Origin of the sequence: Chryseobacterium sp. WG23 (assembly GCF_024586575.1) — a bacterium.
GTDB lineage: Bacteria > Bacteroidota > Bacteroidia > Flavobacteriales > Weeksellaceae > Chryseobacterium.
In genome coordinates this window covers 104,755-125,266 of record NZ_JALCZE010000005.1, presented here as the reverse complement: position 1 = coordinate 125,266, position 20,512 = coordinate 104,755, and the positions used below count along the sequence as shown (strand labels likewise).

The 20,512-nt window shown below is 36.5% G+C and carries 15 protein-coding genes and 1 pseudogene; all 16 read right to left on the bottom strand.

Annotated features, from left to right (window positions below):
* Positions 1-115: 115 nt before the first annotated feature.
* Positions 116-574 carry a hypothetical protein gene (locus MP477_RS09315; RefSeq protein ID WP_257190200.1) on the bottom strand — a complete coding sequence of 153 codons (459 nt, stop codon included), beginning with the start codon at positions 572-574 and terminating at the stop codon, positions 116-118.
* Entirely contained in the window at positions 575-1,090 is a 516-nt protein-coding gene (locus MP477_RS09310; protein ID WP_257190199.1) for a hypothetical protein, read from the bottom strand.
* 2 nt (positions 1,091-1,092) lie between these two features.
* Positions 1,093-2,292, bottom strand: a complete 1,200-nt coding sequence (locus tag MP477_RS09305; protein ID WP_257190198.1) for an RHS repeat-associated core domain-containing protein — start codon at positions 2,290-2,292, stop codon at positions 1,093-1,095.
* 10 nt (positions 2,293-2,302) lie between these two features.
* On the bottom strand, positions 2,303-3,412 hold the full coding sequence (locus MP477_RS09300) for a hypothetical protein (protein WP_257190197.1): 1,110 nt from the start codon (positions 3,410-3,412) through the stop codon (positions 2,303-2,305).
* Positions 3,412-4,866: a hypothetical protein gene (locus MP477_RS09295; RefSeq protein ID WP_257190196.1), complete on the bottom strand. Its 1,455-nt coding sequence runs from the start codon at positions 4,864-4,866 to the stop codon at positions 3,412-3,414. The genes MP477_RS09300 and MP477_RS09295 overlap by 1 nt, the downstream gene beginning before the upstream one ends.
* A gap of 179 nt (positions 4,867-5,045) precedes the next feature.
* On the bottom strand, positions 5,046-6,992 hold the full coding sequence (locus MP477_RS09290) for a recombinase family protein (protein WP_257190195.1): 1,947 nt from the start codon (positions 6,990-6,992) through the stop codon (positions 5,046-5,048).
* 42 nt (positions 6,993-7,034) lie between these two features.
* A pseudogene (locus MP477_RS09285) lies at positions 7,035-7,886 on the bottom strand (YifB family Mg chelatase-like AAA ATPase); the annotation flags it as partial.
* A 429-nt stretch (positions 7,887-8,315) separates the two neighbouring features.
* A complete protein-coding gene (locus MP477_RS09280) occupies positions 8,316-9,278 on the bottom strand; it encodes a T9SS type A sorting domain-containing protein (RefSeq protein ID WP_257190194.1) in 963 nt (320 codons plus the stop codon).
* A 45-nt stretch (positions 9,279-9,323) separates the two neighbouring features.
* Positions 9,324-10,697, bottom strand: coding sequence for a PorT family protein (locus MP477_RS09275; protein ID WP_257190193.1), 1,374 nt, complete (start codon positions 10,695-10,697; stop codon positions 9,324-9,326).
* Positions 10,690-11,217, bottom strand: coding sequence for an RNA polymerase sigma factor (locus tag MP477_RS09270; protein ID WP_257190192.1), 528 nt, complete (start codon positions 11,215-11,217; stop codon positions 10,690-10,692). Before MP477_RS09270 ends, MP477_RS09275 begins: the two co-directional genes overlap by 8 nt.
* A 140-nt stretch (positions 11,218-11,357) precedes the next feature.
* Positions 11,358-11,936 carry a DUF4840 domain-containing protein gene (locus tag MP477_RS09265; RefSeq protein ID WP_230033377.1) on the bottom strand — a complete coding sequence of 193 codons (579 nt, stop codon included), beginning with the start codon at positions 11,934-11,936 and terminating at the stop codon, positions 11,358-11,360.
* Between the two features lie 212 nt (positions 11,937-12,148).
* Entirely contained in the window at positions 12,149-13,564 is a 1,416-nt protein-coding gene (locus MP477_RS09260; RefSeq protein WP_257190191.1) for an efflux transporter outer membrane subunit, read from the bottom strand.
* A complete protein-coding gene (locus MP477_RS09255) occupies positions 13,551-16,715 on the bottom strand; it encodes an efflux RND transporter permease subunit (protein WP_257190190.1) in 3,165 nt (1,054 codons plus the stop codon). Before MP477_RS09255 ends, MP477_RS09260 begins: the two co-directional genes overlap by 14 nt.
* A gap of 30 nt (positions 16,716-16,745) precedes the next feature.
* Entirely contained in the window at positions 16,746-17,867 is a 1,122-nt protein-coding gene (locus tag MP477_RS09250) for an efflux RND transporter periplasmic adaptor subunit (RefSeq protein WP_257190189.1), read from the bottom strand.
* A gap of 619 nt (positions 17,868-18,486) precedes the next feature.
* A complete protein-coding gene (locus tag MP477_RS09245; protein WP_230033369.1) occupies positions 18,487-19,251 on the bottom strand; it encodes a LytTR family DNA-binding domain-containing protein in 765 nt (254 codons plus the stop codon).
* Positions 19,248-20,366, bottom strand: a complete 1,119-nt coding sequence (locus MP477_RS09240; RefSeq protein WP_257190187.1) for a sensor histidine kinase — start codon at positions 20,364-20,366, stop codon at positions 19,248-19,250. Before MP477_RS09240 ends, MP477_RS09245 begins: the two co-directional genes overlap by 4 nt.
* Positions 20,367-20,512 lie beyond the last annotated feature (146 nt).

Here is a 20,512-nt window from a genome sequence, read left to right as displayed (position 1 = left end):
AGAGAAGTTATTCTATTTTATCCTCGTAAGACAATTTATTCAATATTTCACATATCAAAAAATTGAATTTCAGTATTTTATTAAAAACAAATAATAAGTTTATATTTAGTCTTATTTACCTGTGAACATTCCCCCTTATAGAGTCTTTAAATATTAGATTTTCCCCTTTGATTTTATAAATATATTCTGGATACATTGCATCATTTATTACAAAGTCTTTTAAAACAAACTTATCCAAATCTCTTTGAATGTATTTCTTTACAAGATTTTTTCCAATTCTGTTTTTATCAATAATGTATGTGCCTTTTAAAGTTTCATCTTTATAAATGCCATAAGGATTCTTCTCTTCAAGATTAACTCCAATCGGACTAAGTGAGACAGATAGAGTGCTATCCTGATAAAAATAAACTTCATAAACATACATTGAGTTCTCAGGAGTTTCTTTAAATGGATTCTTATTCTGATATTCAATTAATACATTGTATAGATTATCATTCAGTCCAGATATATTTTTAATTTCTTGTTTACAGCTAAAAAGAAAAAATAGGAGTATGAAAAATAGTAATTTTTTCATCTAATTGGTTGGTGCAGGTGGCATTGGTATTTCATACTCAGGTATTCTATAGAAATACTTTGTTAAATTACCTTTGTCTATTAATTCCAAATTGTTTAAGTCTTTTATTTTATAAACAACTCCCTTTTGGAAATCTTTACCATCATAGTAAGGGTATTTTCCTTCATATTCTTTGATGGGTATGAGATTGTTTTTTTCTTTTAAGATTTGAAATGCTGGCTTGTAAGGTTCTGTTATAATGATTTTGTTTTTTTTGTATCTAAAATAACCCTCTTTTTTGATAGTTTGAGTTGGTTGTAATATATTTTCATATTCTGATGACATTACTATCAATGTATCATGTCTATTAAAAACATAAAAGATACTATCCGTTTTAGAAACATCTTTCTTTGCAATATCAATTCCCTCTATTACAGCTCTATATATTTCATTCGATGAAAAAACGTTGTTTTCATCTTGATTCTTACTACAAGATAAAAAAAATAATAAAATAGAAAGATATATTATATTTCTCATGATTACTTCCCTAGATTTTTTAAATTAATTGTACTTGTGCCTAAATTCTTTTTATAGATGTCTTTATTTCTCCAGTGATACATCCATAAACTACTTTTCCCTTTACTCGGTGCATAGTATAGATAGTGAGAGGGATAGTCTGTTTTTCCTGTGGTTCGATTATAATAATTATCTCCTCCTCTTGAAATACCATAATCTCCATTAGTTTGACCATTGATTGGTGAAGGTCCATTTACATCTTTATGGGAATGGATATTAAATAACGATTTTGAAGGGGACTGGTTAAAAAAATTAGGAGGTGTAGAATCATCATCATGTCCAGTAAATACAGTGTAAGAAATTCCTTTTCCTACTTGAAAGGCTTCTAATCCCCATTCTACATCAGAGTTTTTAGCAGCAAACATAAATACATTAGCAGCATCAGTTGGGTTAGTAGTTCTTCCAAAATTAATTCCTTGAGGATATCTGGGTTCTGTTAATCCATAATTAGTTGCTAAGCTACTTATAATACTTCCATCAGTGGGTTTAGCTTTATCTACTACAACTGGTGCTGTATTTGTTACATTTCCTTTTTTATCAGTAGCAAATAGCCTGTCATCACTTCTTTTTTCACTTCCATCATTGGGGTCTTTTCTAGTAACCGTACCATCTTGTAAAAGTTTATAATCAGTAAAAACCTGCATCCCATCGGGGTCTATATTACTAATAGGATTGTTTAATACCATGCTATAAGGAGACCAACTTGAATACTCTTCACTCAATGGGTCAGGAGAGAACCATCTTCCCGCCGTATCTAAGTAGGGTTGCGCATCTGGGTCACTCAAATCTATTTCTCTGAATTCAACAATTTCTTTGGTCTTTTTGTTGAATCTTATAGAGCCTATACTTACAATAGAATCCTTGTCATGGAACTCTAAATACTTTCCTTTGCTAAGTGTAGCTACTTTAGGATAGTAACCATATTTCTTAAATGGGTTTCCAGCCTCAATGTTCTTTCTTCTCCTTTCAGCTTCCTCTGGAGTTAAAGGGTCTCTGGATTTTAAAACCTCATCCATATAAGGTCTGTTTCTTTCCTCTTTGGTAAGTTTTACAGGATTTACAAAAGGTTTCTCTGCCTTTGGTTTAGTTTGGGATTTACTTTTTACCTGTGCCTGTGTAAATCCTGCAACAAGTATAAAAGCAGTCAGTACAATTCTTTTCATAGTCATTTGGTTATTTCGTAAAGTTATTTAATAATTTTTTATTCTCATATTTTTCTCTTTCGGTTTTTAGTGACACCAACCAATCGAGATACATTTCCTCTGGCATCTGGCGATAACCCGTTTCATAAATATGAGCATATTCTTTGGTCATAATTTCCATGAGGTCTTTAGCCTTGGGGTCTTGCTGAGCCTTTTTTATGTTTTCAGGATTAGTTGAACTCAAATTCTGTTTATCCATCAATTTTTCAAACTGTGCTTTGTGAGTTTCAGCTTTTAAGATAAGGGCTTTAGAAAAGTTTGGGTAAACTTCCAATGCTCTGCTTACAGCTTTTAATGTGAATTCACCATCATTATCAGGGAAATTTCTATTGTATGCCTGTGCTAAATCAAACAGACATAATGCAAGGCTTTCTTTGTTGCTCAGGGCTTTCATAAACACCCCATTTTTAATAGCATCTAAATGAATGAACCCCGAAGCCATTAACCATGAATCCTGTGGAAATATACCACTTGTAAGCTCTGTGTTATACCAGCCATCAGACTTAATTTGATGTTTGATATAAACATGGTTCGGTGCTAGTGCCAGATTAGCTTCAACTCCTAATTCTTCTGCCAGTATCTTATACAGATAAGGCATAGAATTACAGTTCCCTTTTTTAGTAGCCAGAAGTTTAGATACAAACAGATTAGTAATGTCTTTATGCCCAAATACATCTTCAAAATCATAGTTGAAAGGTTTGTACTGGATTACTGTATCTTTTATAGCAATGGGCAGGGTCTGGCACATGATGGAATAGATTGCTGCATACTTGCTTACTTTGTCTTTATCAGACTGTTTGTAGGTTAAATCTCTGCTCTGAACAATAGCAGTGGCAAAGCCCTTTAAAAAGGCTATTTCTTGATTTAATTTGTCTGTGTCTAACTTACCCTGATAGTAAGCATTTTCCACACTAAAAACAGCCTCTTTGAAGCTGTATTGCTGTTTTTCATTCAGCATGTTATCAATAGTCTGGTAGGCTTCGTTATAAAACTGGTTGTTTTGTGCCTTAGCTGTTCCAGCACTCAGCCATAAAAATAGTAGAGTTAGGAATAAAGTTCTATATGGTAAATGTCTTTTCATTATAAATGTTTTGGGTCTATTGGGAAATACTGAGCTTTCTCCTTAGACTGTTCGAATTCCTTTTTCTTTTGTTTCTGGGCTTCCTGTTGCTTTTGCTTTTGTTTTTCAGCATTAACCTGTCTCATTCTTTCAGCAAGTTCTTCACTCTTCTGTCTATTAGCTTCACCTTTCATATTGCCCAACCATTGCTCGTAAGCTCCTTCGGGCATCATTACAAATCCTAAATTATCAATGTTATTAAACTGGGCTTTGGTCTCTTGTAGTAAAGCCAGTGCTTTAGGATAAAATCTAATGTTTTGGAGTTCTTCTGGGTTCTCAAGGTCTTTAATTCCTAATTGATTGGCTACATAAGTCAGTCTTGCCTGTTGATACATGGATTTAAGTTGATTGGCATAAATGTTATTGGGTGAGTATTCAAGTGCTTTATCCAAAGTTTTTCCCACAAACTCATCCATACCGTACTTATGGGCATATCCATTGGCTAAATCTGCATAGAACTGTGCTAACAATTCTTTTTTACTCAGACTTTTCATGTAAATATCATTCTGTAAAGCTTCTGATTTTATATAGCCTGATTCCAGTATTAAAGAATTGGCTGTAAAAATGCCATTGGTAAGCTCTGCATTTTGCCATTCTCCCTCTTCATCTAAAAACTTAATGTAAGTGTGATTAGGTGCATAGGCTAAAGATGCTTCTGTATTCATTTCCTCTGCCAACATCAGATACAGTAAAGGCATGGAATGACATTGTCCTGAACCTGTTTTTAAAAGCTTGGTGACAAACATCTTGGAATGGTCTTTTTGCCCCATATAATCCTCAAAATCATATTTGTAGGCTTTATGTTGAATTCCTCCCAGCTTCATGTCTTTGGAGAAGTATTCAAATATCATCAGATTTTTATCTGTATTGCTCTCTGTATCCTGTTTTCTTTCTTTCATTTTCTGCAAAAGTTGTTTTGCAGTTTTCTGAATTCCAGATTTAAATTGATTAAAATTTTGTTTGCCCCCATAGTAAGCATTTTCCACAATGAAATTGGCTTCACTTACTGGGTAGTTGTCAGTATTAAGAGAGGCTAATTTATTGTAAGCATCATAATAAGACTGAGTTCCTTCTTTTCCTGATAAAGATGGTAAATTGTAATAAGAATCTTCTGTGGCTTGTAATCTTGTGTATTCCTTCTGTTTAGTTGTAAGTTCCTGCTCCTTAGCAACTCTTTTAAAATCCTCCTGAACTATTCTCATATTTTGCTGGTCTATCTGTGAACTTCTTTGATTATATAAACCACCATGAGGAACTGAGGGAAAATTTGACCTTGCTGGGTTACTATAGTTTTGATTAGAGTAATTTTGAATACTACTTGCACTTGGTGTAGAGGTAGTTGGAAAATTAGGAATCTGTCCAAATCCACATATACTGATACACAACAAAGGAAAAACTTGTAGTCTTTTCATCATAAATACTCTTTTTTCTTGTGCTTATTAAGGGTTTGCAATTTTACGAAAATTCATTGAGTTGTGAAAATTACAGCCACTCATAAACATATATATATTTAGACAAAAGTATATGATGGAAACGACAAAACTTGTCGTCTTAAAGATGATTTTATCAAGAGTATTCAATAACTTAAACCAAATTACATTTTATTAAATCTACTATTTACAGCATTCAAATGTCCTTCAAATACAGCAGTAAACCACTCTTTTACTCCTTCATTTTTATATCCCTTATATTTTTCTACAAACAAATTATAAAGTGAGGCTGGCTTATCTAGTGCATAGATATTAAGTCCAGAATCATTACAGAGCCAATGAGGATTTAAATTGTAAAATTCTATAACTTTCTCAAGAGTCCAACTTCTTATTTCACCATAAGGAATAAATGTATTTTTAATAAATTCAAGACCATCTCCATGGTCAAAATGTGGTTTTAATAATATTCCATTTTGAGTGTGAAGACTTTGTTCGTTTATGTCTTCAAAACTTACAATATACTGTATTTCTGAACCTACAAGTTTTCTAATTGCTCTGTCTCTAAAAGAAAATAGATAACCATCTTTAACCCTAAAAATATATTTCTCCCTAACTATCTCGTTTTTAAATCCAATCTCTAAAGAATAACAATTAGGGAATTCAGTTGTTTCATTGTAGGTAACAACTATTTTATCAATATATTTATGTACAAGATTTCTTTTAATCTCAAAATCAGTCTCCAAAGAATATTTTTTAAAATCCTCCTTTGTCTCAATAATTAAGCTTTCAAAATCTTTCAAATTATATGTTCTCAAATCAATTTCTGAAATTTGAAGTTTAATTTTGCTATTTTCATTTCTAATCTTTTCTATTTCAAGCTTAACCTCATCATCAGTAAGTACATCATTCATAACAGACCTTATTAAACTTTGTTTGCCTTTTTCATTATTTTCTAACTTCTTTTCCAAAAGTTTTCTTTCAATTAAAAGATTTTCCAAAACCGAATTTCCTGAATTTGAAGCTTCATTTAAAAGCTTTAAAAGCTCATCCTTTATAAAGAAATGTTCCCAAATGATGTTTTCAATTTTATCAATGTTTATGGCTCTATTTCCACAGTTTTCGCCCTTGATTCTTCGTGATGAGCAAATGTAAGTATGGTCTCTTTTATCAACTCTACTTCTTCCATACATATTTTTACCACAATGGCATTTAATGATACCTTTTAACAGGTATTTATGCTCAACTTTCTTTCCAGTATTGTTTCTATTCTTTTGTAAGTTATCATTGACTTTTTGCCAATAAACCTCATCAATAATTGTAGGGGCATGGTAAGGTTTTCCTCTCCAAATTCTCTCTCCTTTGTAAATAGTATTTTTGATAATCCCTTGTATTGTTCTTCCTCTCCACTTAGCATCACTCTTTTTTCTTTCAGTGATGATATTGGGATTATATCTGTCTCTAATCTTGTATATTCCTCCTTTTTCTAGTTTACTGTAAGCAGTTAATATCCCTTCTAAGTTTAGTATTTCTGCTATTTTATCTGTTCCTTTTCCTTCCAATGACATTGCATAGATTCTTTCTACTATTTTTGCTTCTTCCTTGTCAATAATCAACAACTTATTAGAATCCTTAGTATAACCAAATGGAGGACTGGCGTGAACTTTTCCACTTTCAACATTCTTTTGTAATGCATTTACAACCTTTTGCTTTGTTAACTTAACAAAAAATGAATTAAAAACGGATAGGACATTTGAAGCAAGAAAATTGTCAGGGGAATCAAAATTGAATTCTCCTCCTGAATGAAAATAGAGTTTAGTATCATTTTTTTGGAAAAGTAACCATAAACTATTCCAAACAATATGGTCTCGTTCAATTCTTGATTGGTCATAAGCAAAAACAATTGTGATTTCTTTTGCTTCAATATCTTGTATTAATCTAAATAGTTCGGGACGTTTCTCTATTGGTAATGTTCCAGACACACCAACATCTTTATAAATTTTGTAACTTACATTTAATTTCTTCGCATACTCTTTTCCGAAATGTATTTGGTTCTCAATTGAACTTAGATTATCCCCTTTGTCCTGAGAGAGTCTTGCATAGATAGCTAACATACAGTTGATTTTCCTGCAAATATACAGATACACCACATTCTATACAACAACGTCTGAGATAGTATGATGCGGGGATCTGAAGGGCCGGACAGTCATTAATGAAGCTTCTGTTCCAATTTTTCCTGCTACGGAATGAATCTTTGTGGTCTCCAGCGCTTCTTTCAGAGTCAGTGGAGGTAAAATACTGGGAACTCTTTTAGCAAGCATGGTTTTTCCACTTCCCGGAGGTCCGATAATAATGATATTATGTCCTCCTGCTGCGGCAACTTCCATAGCTCTTTTCGCCGCTTCCTGTCCCTTCACTTCAGAAAAATCAAAAGGGAAATCATTAATTTTCTCTTGAAATTCTTTTCTGGTATCTAATGTTAATTTTTCAAGGGGTTTTCCCTCATTAAAAAAATCAATGACTTCTTTGATATTTTGCACTCCATACACCTCAAGGTCACTTACAATTGCGGCCTCACGTGCATTCTGAACCGGAAGGATAATGCCTTTAAAGCCTTCTTCCCTGGCTTGAATTGCGATAGGAAGAACACCTTTTATCGGCTGAAGGCTTCCGTCTAAAGAAAGTTCGCCCATAATGATATAATGCTGGGCTTCTTCGGCCAGAATTTGATCAGAAGCAGCTAAAATACCAATGGCAATGCTCAGATCATAAGCAGATCCTTCTTTCCTGAGATCTGCAGGTGCCATATTAATTGTAATTTTCTTTCCGGGGATTTTGTAGCCTACATTTTTAAGGGCCGCAGATATCCTGTAGCTGCTCTCTTTGATTGCATTATCGGGAAGTCCCACCAGGTGATATCCCACTCCGCCGGTATCTACATTCACTTCAATGGTAATTGTCTGAGCGGCAACTCCGTGAATGGCACTTCCATAAATTTTTATTAGCATGGGTGTGTTTTTTAAAGTAAATATAACCAATAAGCTATTTTAGGAAATTGAATTTTATATTAATAATATTCTATAAAAAAATAGGGATAACTAAAACATATCAACGAAGTACATGCAAAAAAAAATTCCGGATAATCTCCGGAACCTTTTTATTATGCACTTATGAGATTTCAATAAAATCTCCCCAGATTGTTTGGTTTATTGCCTGCCTTCTCCAAATTTTACCATTATTATTAGGTGAAGGATACACGGTCTGATAAACATGAGGATAATAATTATTTGCTAAGTTTTCGCGGGACATCTTTACCATAACACTGGGGTCTCCGGGCTTCTCTTATGGGCTCAGATTACATGGCCCTAAAAAAATCGGTACAAATAAATTGTACCGATCCTCCACTTTAAAACTAACAAAAAAGATTATTTAATCTTTTACTTTTTTATGAATTTATTTTTATAAATGTTTCCATTTGAAGCTTTAGAAACAATGATATAGCTTCCAGGGACAAGATGGCTTACATCAATGGCCTGATTGTATTTGTGATCGTTTTTCTGCAGCACGAGTTTTCCGGACATATCTATAATGGTAACTTCTTTATAACCTTTATCAGACTCTTTTCCGATATAAAGGAACTGTGCTGTAGGATTCGGATATATTTTCAGATTATTATCCTTTTGTTTTGTTTCTCCAGTTCCTAAATTTTCGCAGAAATCCCAGTTTCCGAAATTCAGCTGTACGAAAGAAAAAGGATCTAACATTTCACATTGGTCCGGACAGTACTCTGTGCAGGCATAGAATCCATATTTTCCGGTTTCTGTAGCGGTCAAAGAATCCCCGTTCGCCCCAGCGATAATACAGGGATCTCCCGGAACCGGAGGATTGCTGCCCGGAACACATTTAAACCAGGTATGATTGCCATATACAACAGGAAATATATCATCAAACTTTACAGAAGCCCCGTTACATACGTTCACTACTCCAAGATCCACTTCCTCATACGTTCCCGGTGTATAGGTAGACATCATCGCCGGAAGACCATACACAAATCCATCTGCCATAATTGCCGGGCTTTCTGCAGTACAGTCCCCTTGTGTAACGGCTACTTTAAAATAAAACAACTGATCATTTCCATTAATCGTTAGCTGTTGTGAGGTTGCTCCTGGAATTGCTACCCACGGATTATTATTGGGAGTCTGCCAGGTCCATTCCTGTTTGTACCACTGATAGCTGCCGAATGCCTGTGTAGAAAGTATTTCATCTTCTACATTACAGAATAAAATCTTGTCCGGGAATTGTACGCCTAGCCTTGGGCTGGTAATCGTAGGGTTACACTGTGCTTTGATACTCAGCACACTGAATACTAAAAATGTTAAAAAAATTAGTCTTGTTTTCATATTTATACATTTAAGTTGATGTTAGGTGTGATCAATAGTCTATATTCAATCGAGCAGTAATCTGATCCCGAACTTTACATTAAACTGTAAAGGTTTTTCTTTATAAACCGTATTCAGGGCATTGTTTTCTTTAAAATGATATCCAATCCCCGGTTCTGCATAAATTCCGAATCTGTCAATAACTTTCAGCTGAAGTCCAACCGCTGTATTTACTGAAAACTGAAGAGATTTATTATCAATGCTTTCCTTTGTAGTCTCCTTTATTTCATCATCTACCACATAGCTTGTTGTAAGGTTCCCCCCAACAGGTTTTTCCACGAGTGCACCTGCGGTAACATAGCCTGTAAACCGGCCTTTCTGAACTACATTATAATTAACCTGAACGGGTACTCCTATATAATGCACCGTCTGTACTCCTTTTATATAATTGGTACTGCTTCCGGAATGAAGTTCTGAGGACAGTTTTGTATAATTCAGCCCTGTTCCGATTCCCCATCTTTTCCCTAAATTATAATAAAGGGATAGCCCCAGAGTAACCGGTACTTTATGACGGATCTTCGCTTCTACGGGTTGGCTTTGGTTGGCCAGCAATACTTCGGTAAGCGGATTATCATCATAAGTAGAGGCAGTCCATACTTGTTCAATATTCATTGGTTTTCCGCTCATAGAAGCATAACCCGGAAACTGTTGTTCTGCAGCATTCGAAGATGCATTTCCTGTGAGCATGCTCAGCATCCATGATTGATCAGATTTGTGTTTTTTGTTTTCCGCGTATTTTTCCTGTTTCTTTTCTGGCTTGAAGAGTACTTCATCAGTTTCTTTCTCTTTCATTGGTCCAACTACCGTCTTCTCAATTAAAAGAGGTTTTTGAGAAATTTCAGTCTCCTGCTGAGCCCACATTTTTGTTTCCGGAACTCTTACTGCATCCTGAGCCACTTCTGTATTGCTCTTCACTTCCTTATTGAAGAACTGTATGTCATGTATTCCTTTTAAAGTTCTTTCTATAGTTGTTTCCGCCAACGAAACCTCCTTATCTACTTTATTTTCAACAATATAACCTTCATCACCTTTTGCATTTCCTGTCTCAATATTCTTTTTCCCCTTTTCTTTAAAGCCATCTGCATTCTTTGAAATTCTTTCAGGGCTTTCAATATGGGAGTCAATCTGCAGCACAAAAAACAGCAATACGGCTGCAGCGGCTGCACCACCAATACGGTAAAACAAACGTCTGTCGATTACTTTGCGGCCATTATTCTTTCCTATTTCATGTTGCTCTTCAGGAATAAAGCCGGCAATCATCTTATCTTTATCTTCTTCAGAGAATAATTCATCTCTGATGTCATCCCACAATCCTTCCGGAACATCCTCTTCATGGTCGTCCATTCTGCTTCGCAGGTTATTTAACCATTCATTATTCATATTGTGCTTTTTTTGACATTTTAAACTCCTTTATTTTCTGAACAAGCAATCCTTTTGCCCGATGAAACTGTGAGGCAGAAGAGTTCTCTGCAATTCCCAAAAGCCTGGAGATTTCTTTATGGCTTTTTGTTTCAAATACATACAGGTTAAAAACCGTTCTATATCCATCCGGAAGCGACTGTATCATTTCCATAATAACAGCCTTTGGAATTTCCTCAAAATCAGGCTCTTCATCATTCGGAAGATCCGGGAGATCCTCTATCTCAACTTTTGATTTTGTATCTGTAGTATTCTGTTTAATATGTTTCAAAGATTCATTGACCACAATCCGGGTCATCCATGCTTTCAAAGAACCGCTTCCTCTGTATTCAAAAGAGTCTATTGAGCGAAACATTTTGATAAAACTGTTCTGCAGTACATCATGAACATCCTCCTTTTCAGCCAGATAACGGGAACAGATATAGGTAAGGCTACCGGAGTAAGCTCCAAAAAGCTCTTTCCATGCGGCTTCCTCCTTCATAAGAAGGTGTTTTACCAAAATCTGTTCTTTATTTTCCTCCATGTAGAGCTGCCGTATCCGATTGGGTATTGATTAAAATTTTTAAGCAAAAATAGATTGCATCATATAAAACACAATCCATTTTTGGTAATATTTATTAATTAGTTCTTTATACAGAGTGGAAAATTATAATTAATAGTCTCAAAAGGATCCAATATCACGCCGTCTACTGTAATCTTTTCAGCAGCTAAAGCATATCTTAATGAGTGATCCATTCCTACAAAAAATCCTTTCTGCTTGGCTGTTAATACAACTGTCGTATTCTTATTTACGCCATCTACCGGAATTTTAAATTCCAATACTTTAGGAGTAAAAACAAGTTCTACAACATTATTATTGGTATTCACAGTTGCGGTATACTGCAGGTCATATTTCACTTTTCCAATTGCCGTTAGGGCCGTTTCTGTTTTTGCAGGGTCTTTCACTACAGACTTTACAATTTCTTTGATGGGAAATTCAGCAAACGAGATGGTATCTTTCTTTACTTTAAAATCTACTATTTTCTCTGTTTTAGAATTACCCTGTACAGTGATCAATCTTCCTTTATAGTTTCCTTTAAGGTCTTCCAACTTTACAGGAGGTATCTCCGGACTGTCATTATCAAGACACGAAAATAAAGTGAGACCTGCTAATACTGCTAAAACAGTCATAAAAATTCTGGGTACTGTAAATTTCTTCATTACATTATTTTTTACATTAAACATTTTTTATTCTGAGTACTCACTTATATAAATCCCGTTCTTTTAAAATCTTGCATGAATTTTCAAAAAAAAGAATACTATTTTCATAAAACACTGATTAACAACGATAAAAATTTACACTTACTGATTCTACAAAACAAAAGGAAGCCATATAATATAGCTTCCTCCCGTATTGACCACTCATTTACCTTCTACTCTACTCCTCCGCCCAATGCTCTGTATAGATCTACCTCAGCATTTAACTTTTCAAGAGTAACATTAATAGCTTCAAGATCATTCTGAAGTTTATTATTCTGGGCAGTTATTACCTCTAAATAGGTTGCCATACCACTTTTATACAACTTAAGTGCATCATTAATTCCTTTATCTAAAATGGCTGTCCTCTGCTCTAAAAGCTGTAATCTTTCAGAGGATCCTTTAGATTTTGCCATGGCATCAGATACTTCTCCAACAGCGGTCATTACCGACTGTTTAAAACTGATCGCAGCTTTTTCCTGCTCTATCAAGGCTGTTTCATATGCTGTCTTTAGCTGTTTTTTCTGAAAAACAGGGGCCGCAAGGTTAGCCGCAATTGCCTTGGTGATAGAACCGGGAATATCAAACCATGAGCTGAACTTATTGGAGTTCACCCCTATTTGGGGAGATAAACTGATGCTTGGATACATGGCTGCTTTCGCTAATCCTGTTTTTGAATTCAGGCTGACAACATTGAGTTCTGCCATTTTCAAGTCCGGTCTTCTGCTCAATAACTGCGCCGGTAGTCCTTCAGACAGTTTATTTTCAGGAATCATTGTTTTTAGTGTTCCCCGTCTTTCCACTTTATCCGGATATCCTCCACAAAGAATGCTCAATGCATTTTCCTGAATAGAAATATTCTGTTTTGCCAGAGGAATCAGCAGCTCTGCCGTTTTCTTCTGAGCTTCCGATTGCTGAACCGCCAATGAATTGATCTGCCCGGCTTTAAACTGGAGATCCATCATTGTCAGGGTATTGTTACTTAGCTCAATATTTTGTTCAGCTATTTTTAACTGTTCATCTAAACTTATCAGATTATAGTAAGCCTGTGCCACCTGGACAACGATTCTGCTTTTCACGGCATTCAGGTTTTCCTTTTGGGCAAAATATTCGGCTGCAGCAGACTCCTTCTGCATTTTTGCCTTACCCCAGATATCAACTTCCCAGGAAAGCCTTAGCGCTGCACTGAAATCATCCATATATTTCGTTCCTACAAACTGTTCATTAAGGGAGCCATTAAGTGTATTTTTGGATGCCCAGCTTCTGTTGGCTCCTGCAGAGAGGTCCAGTGTTGGCATAAGGGACAACTTAGCCTGTTTATAGATCAGATCCAGCTGTTCTATATTTTTCAGAGCTACATGTACTTCATTATTTCTCGTCAGCGCCCTGTCTATTAAACCTATCAGCTTAGGGTCTTTAAAGAAAGTCTTCCACGGAAGAACTACCGTATCTCCGGTTACCTGTACAGCTTCTTTATAATGTTCCGGTACCTGAAGCTCTGTTCTTGTATAAGGTTTTCCCACGGCACAAGACACCAGTACTGATGACATTGCGCCTGAAATAAGGAAATTCTTTATATTAAATATTCTCATTTGTCAATTCATTTTTTATCGTTTCATACTTCTTTTTGGACGAAAACTTCTCATCGAGATACTGAAAGAACATATACAGTACAGGAATTACAAACACTCCTAAAACCACTCCGCTCAACATTCCTATCGCAGCACTTACACTGATCGATTTATTTCCTGAAGCCATTCCACCAGTGGAAATCATCAGGGGAATCATTCCCACAATAAAAGCCAGTGAGGTCATAATAATAGGGCGCAGCCTTGCCTTAGCGCCTTCCAGTGCAGAATCCAGGATAGAGAGTCCTGCCTTCCTTCTCTGGATTGCAAATTCTACGATAAGGATTGCATTCTTCGCGAGGAGACCGATCAGCATGATCAAACCTACCTGTACGTAGATATTATTATCAAAACCAATCGCTTTTATTCCTAAGAAAGCTCCTACTACTCCTGTTGGGATGGAAAGCATTACAGCTAAAGGAAGAATATAACTTTCATACTGGGCGGCAAGAAGCAGGTAAACGAAAAGTAAACACAGCCCAAGAATTACAACGGTTTGATTTCCTGCTGACTTTTCTTCTAAACTTAATCCCGTCCATTCATAACTGTAATCCGAAGGCAGCTTTTCCAGTGTTTTTTCTATTTTGCCCATCAGCTCTCCGTTACTCACTCCCGGTTTTGGCACAACGTTAATGTTTAACGAGTTATAAAGGTTATATCGGTTCACAGACTCGGGTCCATATACTTTTTTCAAAGTGATTAAGGTATTGGCAGGAACCATTTCTCCTTTATTATTCTTCACAAAAATATCATTGAAGGCCTGCTCATCCATTCTGAAAACTCCATCCGCTTTGATATTGACTCTATAGAATTTTCCAAATCTTGAGAAATTCTGAGACTGATCTCCTGAGAAATACGTTTGTACCGTTCCCAATAAATTGGAGATGCTTACTCCCAGCTGTTTAGCTTTATCTTCATTAACTTCAAGTTCCAGTTGTGGATAATCTGCCCGGAACATGGTATAAGCATAGGCTACTTCAGGAGTTTTCATTAGCTGGCCAATCAAATCATCTGCTTTTGCTTTCAGAGCCTGAGGATCTCTACCCATACGGTCCTGAAGTACAATCTCTGCATCATTCGTTACTCCGTATCCTTCTACCGGAGGCATTCTGAAACTCATTACGCTTCCTTCCTTAATTTCAGCCAGTTTTCCACTAACAACATTCATGATCTCATCGATATCCTGAACGGCGCCTCTTTCTTTTTTAGGCTTCAATTTCACAAACCCCATTGCATAAGCAGGGCCGGCACTATTACTTAACAGGTTATATCCTGTAATGGATGTATTTTCCTGAACGGCGTCTACACTTTTTAAAATCGTATTAATTTTATCGGAAACCTCTGTTGTTTTGGTGAGCCCTGTTCCGGGAGGCATACTTAATGAGTACATAAAGAACCCGTCATCTTCCATCGGTACAAAACTCTTGGGAGTACTCGACAGCAACCAGGCCGACAGGCCGATAATTCCAGCGATCAATCCTGCTGCAATCCATTTTCTTTCTATTAAAAACTTTACTCCTTTTGCATAACGGTTCGTCATATTATTAAACCCTGCATTAAATGCTACAGCGAATCTTTGTCCGAATCCTTTTGGCTTCCCGCCTTCTCCTGTGTGTGCATGATTATTTTTCAAGAACACGGCACATAAAGCCGGAGTTAAAGTAAGAGCATTAACTGCTGAAATAATAATTGCAATAGCAAGGGTATAAGCGAACTGCTTATAGAAAATTCCTGCTGAACCGGACATAAACCCGATAGGAATAAATACGGCAGACATGACCAGGGTTATAGAGATAACCGCCCCCGTAATTTCACTCATCGCTTTATGGGTAGCTTCTCTTCCCGAGAGATCTGTTCCTTCCATATTACTGTGAACAGCTTCCACCACTACAATGGCATCATCAACCACAATACCGATGGCGAGAACCAGCGCGAAAAGCGTCAGTACATTGATTGTAAATCCTAATACCAAAAGAAAAAAGAACGTCCCGATAATCGCTACAGGAACTGCAATGGCCGGAATAATCGTAGACCTGAAGTCCTGTAAAAAGATAAACACTACAATAAATACAAGGATAAATGCCTCTATCAAAGTAGATTTCACCTGTCCCGTCGCCTCATCCAGCCTTTCCTTGGTACTCAGCACCTTTGTATATTTTATGCCTGGAGGAAATGATTTTGACAGCTGGTCAATGGCTTTATTAACTCCTATTTCAATTTCATTGGCGTTAGATCCGGTAGTCTGCATAATCGCTACAGTAACCGCATTTTTCCCATTAGAAAGGTTATCGCCACTGTTGGAGATGGATCCAAATTCTACACGGGCAACATCTTTAAGCCTGATGACATTGGTTCCGTCATTTTTGACAATAATATTTTCATATTGCTCCGGTTTATTCTTTTTTCCTTTGTATCGGATTACATATTCCAATGCTGCATTAGATTCTTCCCCCAGTTTACCTGGTGCAGATTCCAAACTGTGATCTGCAATGGCTGCCGATATATCTGAGGGCTCAAGTCCGTAGGAAGACATCTTTTGTGGGTTAAGCCATATTCTCATAGAGTAATCCTTAATTCCAAAAATCTGAGCCTGCCCAACTCCTTTTACCCTTTTTACCTGGGGAATAAGGTTGATATTGGCATAATTCTGCAGGAAGGTTTCATCATACTGCTTATTGTCTTCTGTATAGATATTGAAAATCAACACCATACTGTTCTGTTGCTTGGAAGTTGTCAATCCCATTCTTATGACCTCCTGGGGAAGTATCGGGGTAGCCTGCTGTACCCTGTTTTGAACATTTACCGCTGCCTGATCCGCATTAACGCCCTGTTTAAATATGATAGAGATGGTAAATGTCCCGTCATTACTCGCGGTAGATTTCATATACTGCATATCTTCCACCCCATTGATCTGTTCTTCCAAAGGAGTAACTACAGAACGGATTACCGTTTCACTGTTCCCTCCCGGATAAGATCCTGAAACCGTGATTGTAGGTGGTGAAATATCCGGAAACCGGGTCACCGCCAGCTGGTTTAATCCTATGATCCCTAATATCACGATGATCAGGGATATTACCGTCGCCAGTACCGGACGGTCAATTATCTTTTTTAACATTTTCGAATTTTCTAAGAATGATTATGAAAACTATTTTGAAGGAACCACTTTAGCGGCTACGGGAGCCCCATCTGTAAGGACGTCTATTCTGTTAACCGCTATTTTATCTCCTGCCTGTACGCCTTCTTTTACAAAGTAATCCTGAGAGGTACTTCCTGAAATTTCAATCTGGGACATTTTTACTTTATCCTTACCCTCCAGTTTATATACAAAGAATTTATCCTGAATATCTTTTACCGATATTTTCGGAAGCTTAATAACACCATCCAGATCGTTGTGGATCATAACTCTTGCTGTACCTCCTGATCTCAGTAATTTATCCGGGTTCTGGAATACGGCTTTCATCTGGATACTTCCTGTATTTTTATCAAAATTTCCGCTGGCATTCTCCAGTTTTCCTTTGTAAGAATAGGCAGAGCCATCGGCTAAAATAAGTTCTACATTCTCTGTGTTTTTTCCTGAGGCAGCTGCCCGGCTATGAGCTATAAAATCTGCCTCATTCATGGAGAAATAAACATTTACACTCGTTATATTGGAAAGCGTTGTCAGCGGTGAAGCATCGGAAGGGTTGATTAAATTACCCACCCGATTAGGGATTCTTCCTATATATCCGCTTACCGGTGCTTTGATATGAGTAAAATTGGCATTAATCTTTGATGAACCCAATGAAGACTGTGCTTGTGCTACCTGTGCAGAGGCCGCTTTAAAGTTTGCCTGAGCTGTTTTCAGCTGCATATCGGAAACCACCTTTCCCTCTACAAGAGGTCTCAGTTTTTCAACTTCCAATCTTGCTGTTTCCTGAGCTGCCAATGCTGATTTTAATGCTGCCGCATTGGTATTCACCTGTTCATTGTACACAGAAGGATTAATTCTAAATAGGGTCTGCCCTTTGCTCACATACTGACCTTCTTTCACATATACTGCTTCCAGATATCCTGTCACCTGAGCTTTAATTTCTACATTATCCTGTCCTTCTATGCTCCCGGGATATCCTATAGAAACATCTTCATTTCCGGACTTCACCTGGATAAAATCCGTAGGTAATGCCTGCGTCTGCTGGGTATTTTCCCGACTACCTGAACCGCAAGAATATAATAATAATACTGCTGTAGCTGTAAGTGAAAGTACCAGATATCCTTTTCTGTAATTCATAACATTTGATTTTAAATTTTACAGGGGCAAAATAAATGCATATACCCAGGGAATTCATGTAGAAATCAAGTGAAACGTAATTAATCGCAGGTGAAGTGTATGATACTAAAAATGAAAGAAAGAGCGTTTTTGTGTAATGAAAACCATAAAAAGAATATTTTTAGTGGAAAAACTTCAACGTTCCGGAATTTCACCGGATCAGGTTATAAACTTGGGGAACTAAGTAAATTGGATTAAATCTAAAACTTCTTATTTGGATGACATCCAGAAACCTGTACACATAAATAAAATATGTAATTCTTATATTTTGACTTGAAAATAGGATGGAAATATCCTTTTATTTACGCAAAGGAATAATAATTCGGATGTTCTATTTTAAGTAAGCAAAGAAGGGCGACTTTGTCGCTGAATAAACGATATAAAAAAGTTAGTTTATCAAAATCGATTTCTATCGATTCATTCTTGGCTCACTTAAATCAAGCGTAATAAAAGGAACTTTGCGTCAAGAGAAGGTGTATTGATGTAAGTGCGCTTGATTCATTTCAATCCTGTCAATTTTCACCAAATAAAAAGGTTGCTTTTCTGAAAAGCAACCTTATATTTTTCAATAATCTATAGACTAGTAATCCAGCCAGGATTTGAATGCAGAAGCTTTCTCCCGGCTCACAACCACCTCTATTTCAGGCTGCTTTCTCAATTCCAGCTTCAGCTTTCCGTTAAAATGGTTGAAAATCTGTTTCACAGCGTCTATATGAATAATAAACTGCCTGTTGGCCCGGAAAAAGAACTTCGGATCAAGCTGTTTTTCAAGTTCTTCCAGGGTCTGGGGAACATTTTCAATACTCCCTGTATTCAGCATGGCTTTACTGATTCCCAATTCTGTATAAAAGTATAAAACATCTTCAGACAAAACCGTTTTATAACCATCCCGATGTGGGATAAGAAAACGCTTCCTGTAGTCTTTAGGCTGGATATAATTAAGCAGTCCTTCAATGGCTGTTCCCACAAATGGCACTGTTTCTATAAAAGTCTCGTAACGTCTTAAAGCCAGCTCAAGTTCTTCTTCTTCTATAGGCTTCAGAAGATAATCTATACTGTTGTATTTGAAAGCCTGTACTGCATATTCATCATATGCCGTTGTAAAAATTACAGGACTTCTTATCTCAAATTTATTGAATATCTCAAAGCTTAATCCGTCTGCCAGCCTTACATCCATCATAATCATATCTGGAGCAGGATTATTTTCAAGCCAGTTTACTGCCGAGATAATCGACTCTTCTACAGATACTATTTCCGCATGAGGTCTCAGCTTTAGCAATAGCCTTTTTAACCTGTCAGCATTAGGCTTTTCATCCTCTATTATTAAAATTTTATTGAGCTTCATATCAATGGGAGTTTTACAATAAATTGATTTTCGGTTTTTTCTATGATGGGTTTTATATATCCCAAGATCTCATATCTAGCAACAATATTGGCAAGCCCCACCCCTGAAGAATCCGGTTTATTAATTAATGGCAGAAATGTATTGGCAACAACGAGTTCCTTATCAGAATTTGTATAAACCTGTATTTCCAAAGGATTTGCTTTTGAGGTCTGGTTATGTTTAATAGCATTTTCAACCAATAGCTGCAGCGATAGCGGAAGAGTATACATGGACCTGTATTCTTCCTGAATGTCAATTTTAAACACAACTCCTTCTCCAATCCTCTTTTCAATTAGAAAAATATAGGATTCTAAAAATTTCAGTTCTTCTTCCAGAGCTATAATATCTTTTTTAGAATTTACAAGAAGGTATCGGTATACCCTCGCAAACTTCTCTGAATATTCATAGCCAAGCTGCTGATCTTCCAGAATAAGCTCAGAAAGTACGCTGAGGTTGTTAAAAATAAAATGGGGATCTATCTGCAGCTTAAGAGCCTGAAGTTCCGCCGCCATAGCAGCCTGTTTATGTTTTGAAGCCCTCAGTTTATGCTGAGCCGCCTCCACGGCTGTTTTCTTCCAGTTTTCCAATAAATAATCCACTGTATTAAATGCGCTGATGGTAAGTGATATTACAATATTGGTAGCAATCCACTGTCCCAATAACGTATATTCTTTCCGGGCATCCATTTCCGGTAAATTCACTGATGTACAGTCAATAATAAAGTTAATGATAATAACGATCAGCACGCTTCCCACAATCTGTATAATACACTGAAGAAGCAGACGCTTTACCGTTCTGTTACTCCATGGAAGCAGCCTATTGAGCATTCTGTCAATACATATACTGACCTCGGAGATAACAACGGAAAAGAGAAATATCCACAGAATATCTTCCACAATCACCTTTAGCGGTTCTTTCAAATAGATCTGCCAGGCCGGATCAAACGGATCAATCAGATAGGAAAAAACATAAAAGGTAATAACCGCTATAGCCCATATAGCCAGCCTTCTTTTCATTGCAGAAAGAATCTTTTTATTCCGTACTATATTTTTTCTGAATGTAGAAATCCTGTTCATATGGGGAGCTTTACGGCTGTAAATATAGAAATAGATTTTATAAGAATATCTTCCATTTCAGACGAGACGGACAAAACGGTACCTGAAGCGTAAAATAGACGACTTAAAATGGAGGCTAACGGTTCATCACCTTAAAAAGACATTTC

Bases quoted from the DNA above. Each gene is read 5' to 3' on its own strand.
- MP477_RS09315 (WP_257190200.1), bottom strand. From the start codon at position 574: ATGAAAAAATTACTATTTTTCATACTCCTATTTTTTCTTTTTAGCTGT.
- MP477_RS09310 (WP_257190199.1), bottom strand. From the start codon at position 1,090: ATGAGAAATATAATATATCTTTCTATTTTATTATTTTTTTTATCTTGT.
- MP477_RS09305 (WP_257190198.1), bottom strand. From the start codon at position 2,292: ATGAAAAGAATTGTACTGACTGCTTTTATACTTGTTGCAGGATTTACA.
- MP477_RS09300 (WP_257190197.1), bottom strand. From the start codon at position 3,412: ATGAAAAGACATTTACCATATAGAACTTTATTCCTAACTCTACTATTT.
- MP477_RS09295 (WP_257190196.1), bottom strand. From the start codon at position 4,866: ATGATGAAAAGACTACAAGTTTTTCCTTTGTTGTGTATCAGTATATGT.
- MP477_RS09290 (WP_257190195.1), bottom strand. From the start codon at position 6,992: ATGTTAGCTATCTATGCAAGACTCTCTCAGGACAAAGGGGATAATCTA.
- MP477_RS09280 (WP_257190194.1), bottom strand. From the start codon at position 9,278: ATGAAAACAAGACTAATTTTTTTAACATTTTTAGTATTCAGTGTGCTG.
- MP477_RS09275 (WP_257190193.1), bottom strand. From the start codon at position 10,697: ATGAATAATGAATGGTTAAATAACCTGCGAAGCAGAATGGACGACCAT.
- MP477_RS09270 (WP_257190192.1), bottom strand. From the start codon at position 11,217: ATGAAGGAGGAAGCCGCATGGAAAGAGCTTTTTGGAGCTTACTCCGGT.
- MP477_RS09265 (WP_230033377.1), bottom strand. From the start codon at position 11,936: ATGAAGAAATTTACAGTACCCAGAATTTTTATGACTGTTTTAGCAGTA.
- MP477_RS09260 (WP_257190191.1), bottom strand. From the start codon at position 13,564: ATGAGAATATTTAATATAAAGAATTTCCTTATTTCAGGCGCAATGTCA.
- MP477_RS09255 (WP_257190190.1), bottom strand. From the start codon at position 16,715: ATGTTAAAAAAGATAATTGACCGTCCGGTACTGGCGACGGTAATATCC.
- MP477_RS09250 (WP_257190189.1), bottom strand. From the start codon at position 17,867: ATGAATTACAGAAAAGGATATCTGGTACTTTCACTTACAGCTACAGCA.
- MP477_RS09245 (WP_230033369.1), bottom strand. From the start codon at position 19,251: ATGAAGCTCAATAAAATTTTAATAATAGAGGATGAAAAGCCTAATGCT.
- MP477_RS09240 (WP_257190187.1), bottom strand. From the start codon at position 20,366: ATGAACAGGATTTCTACATTCAGAAAAAATATAGTACGGAATAAAAAG.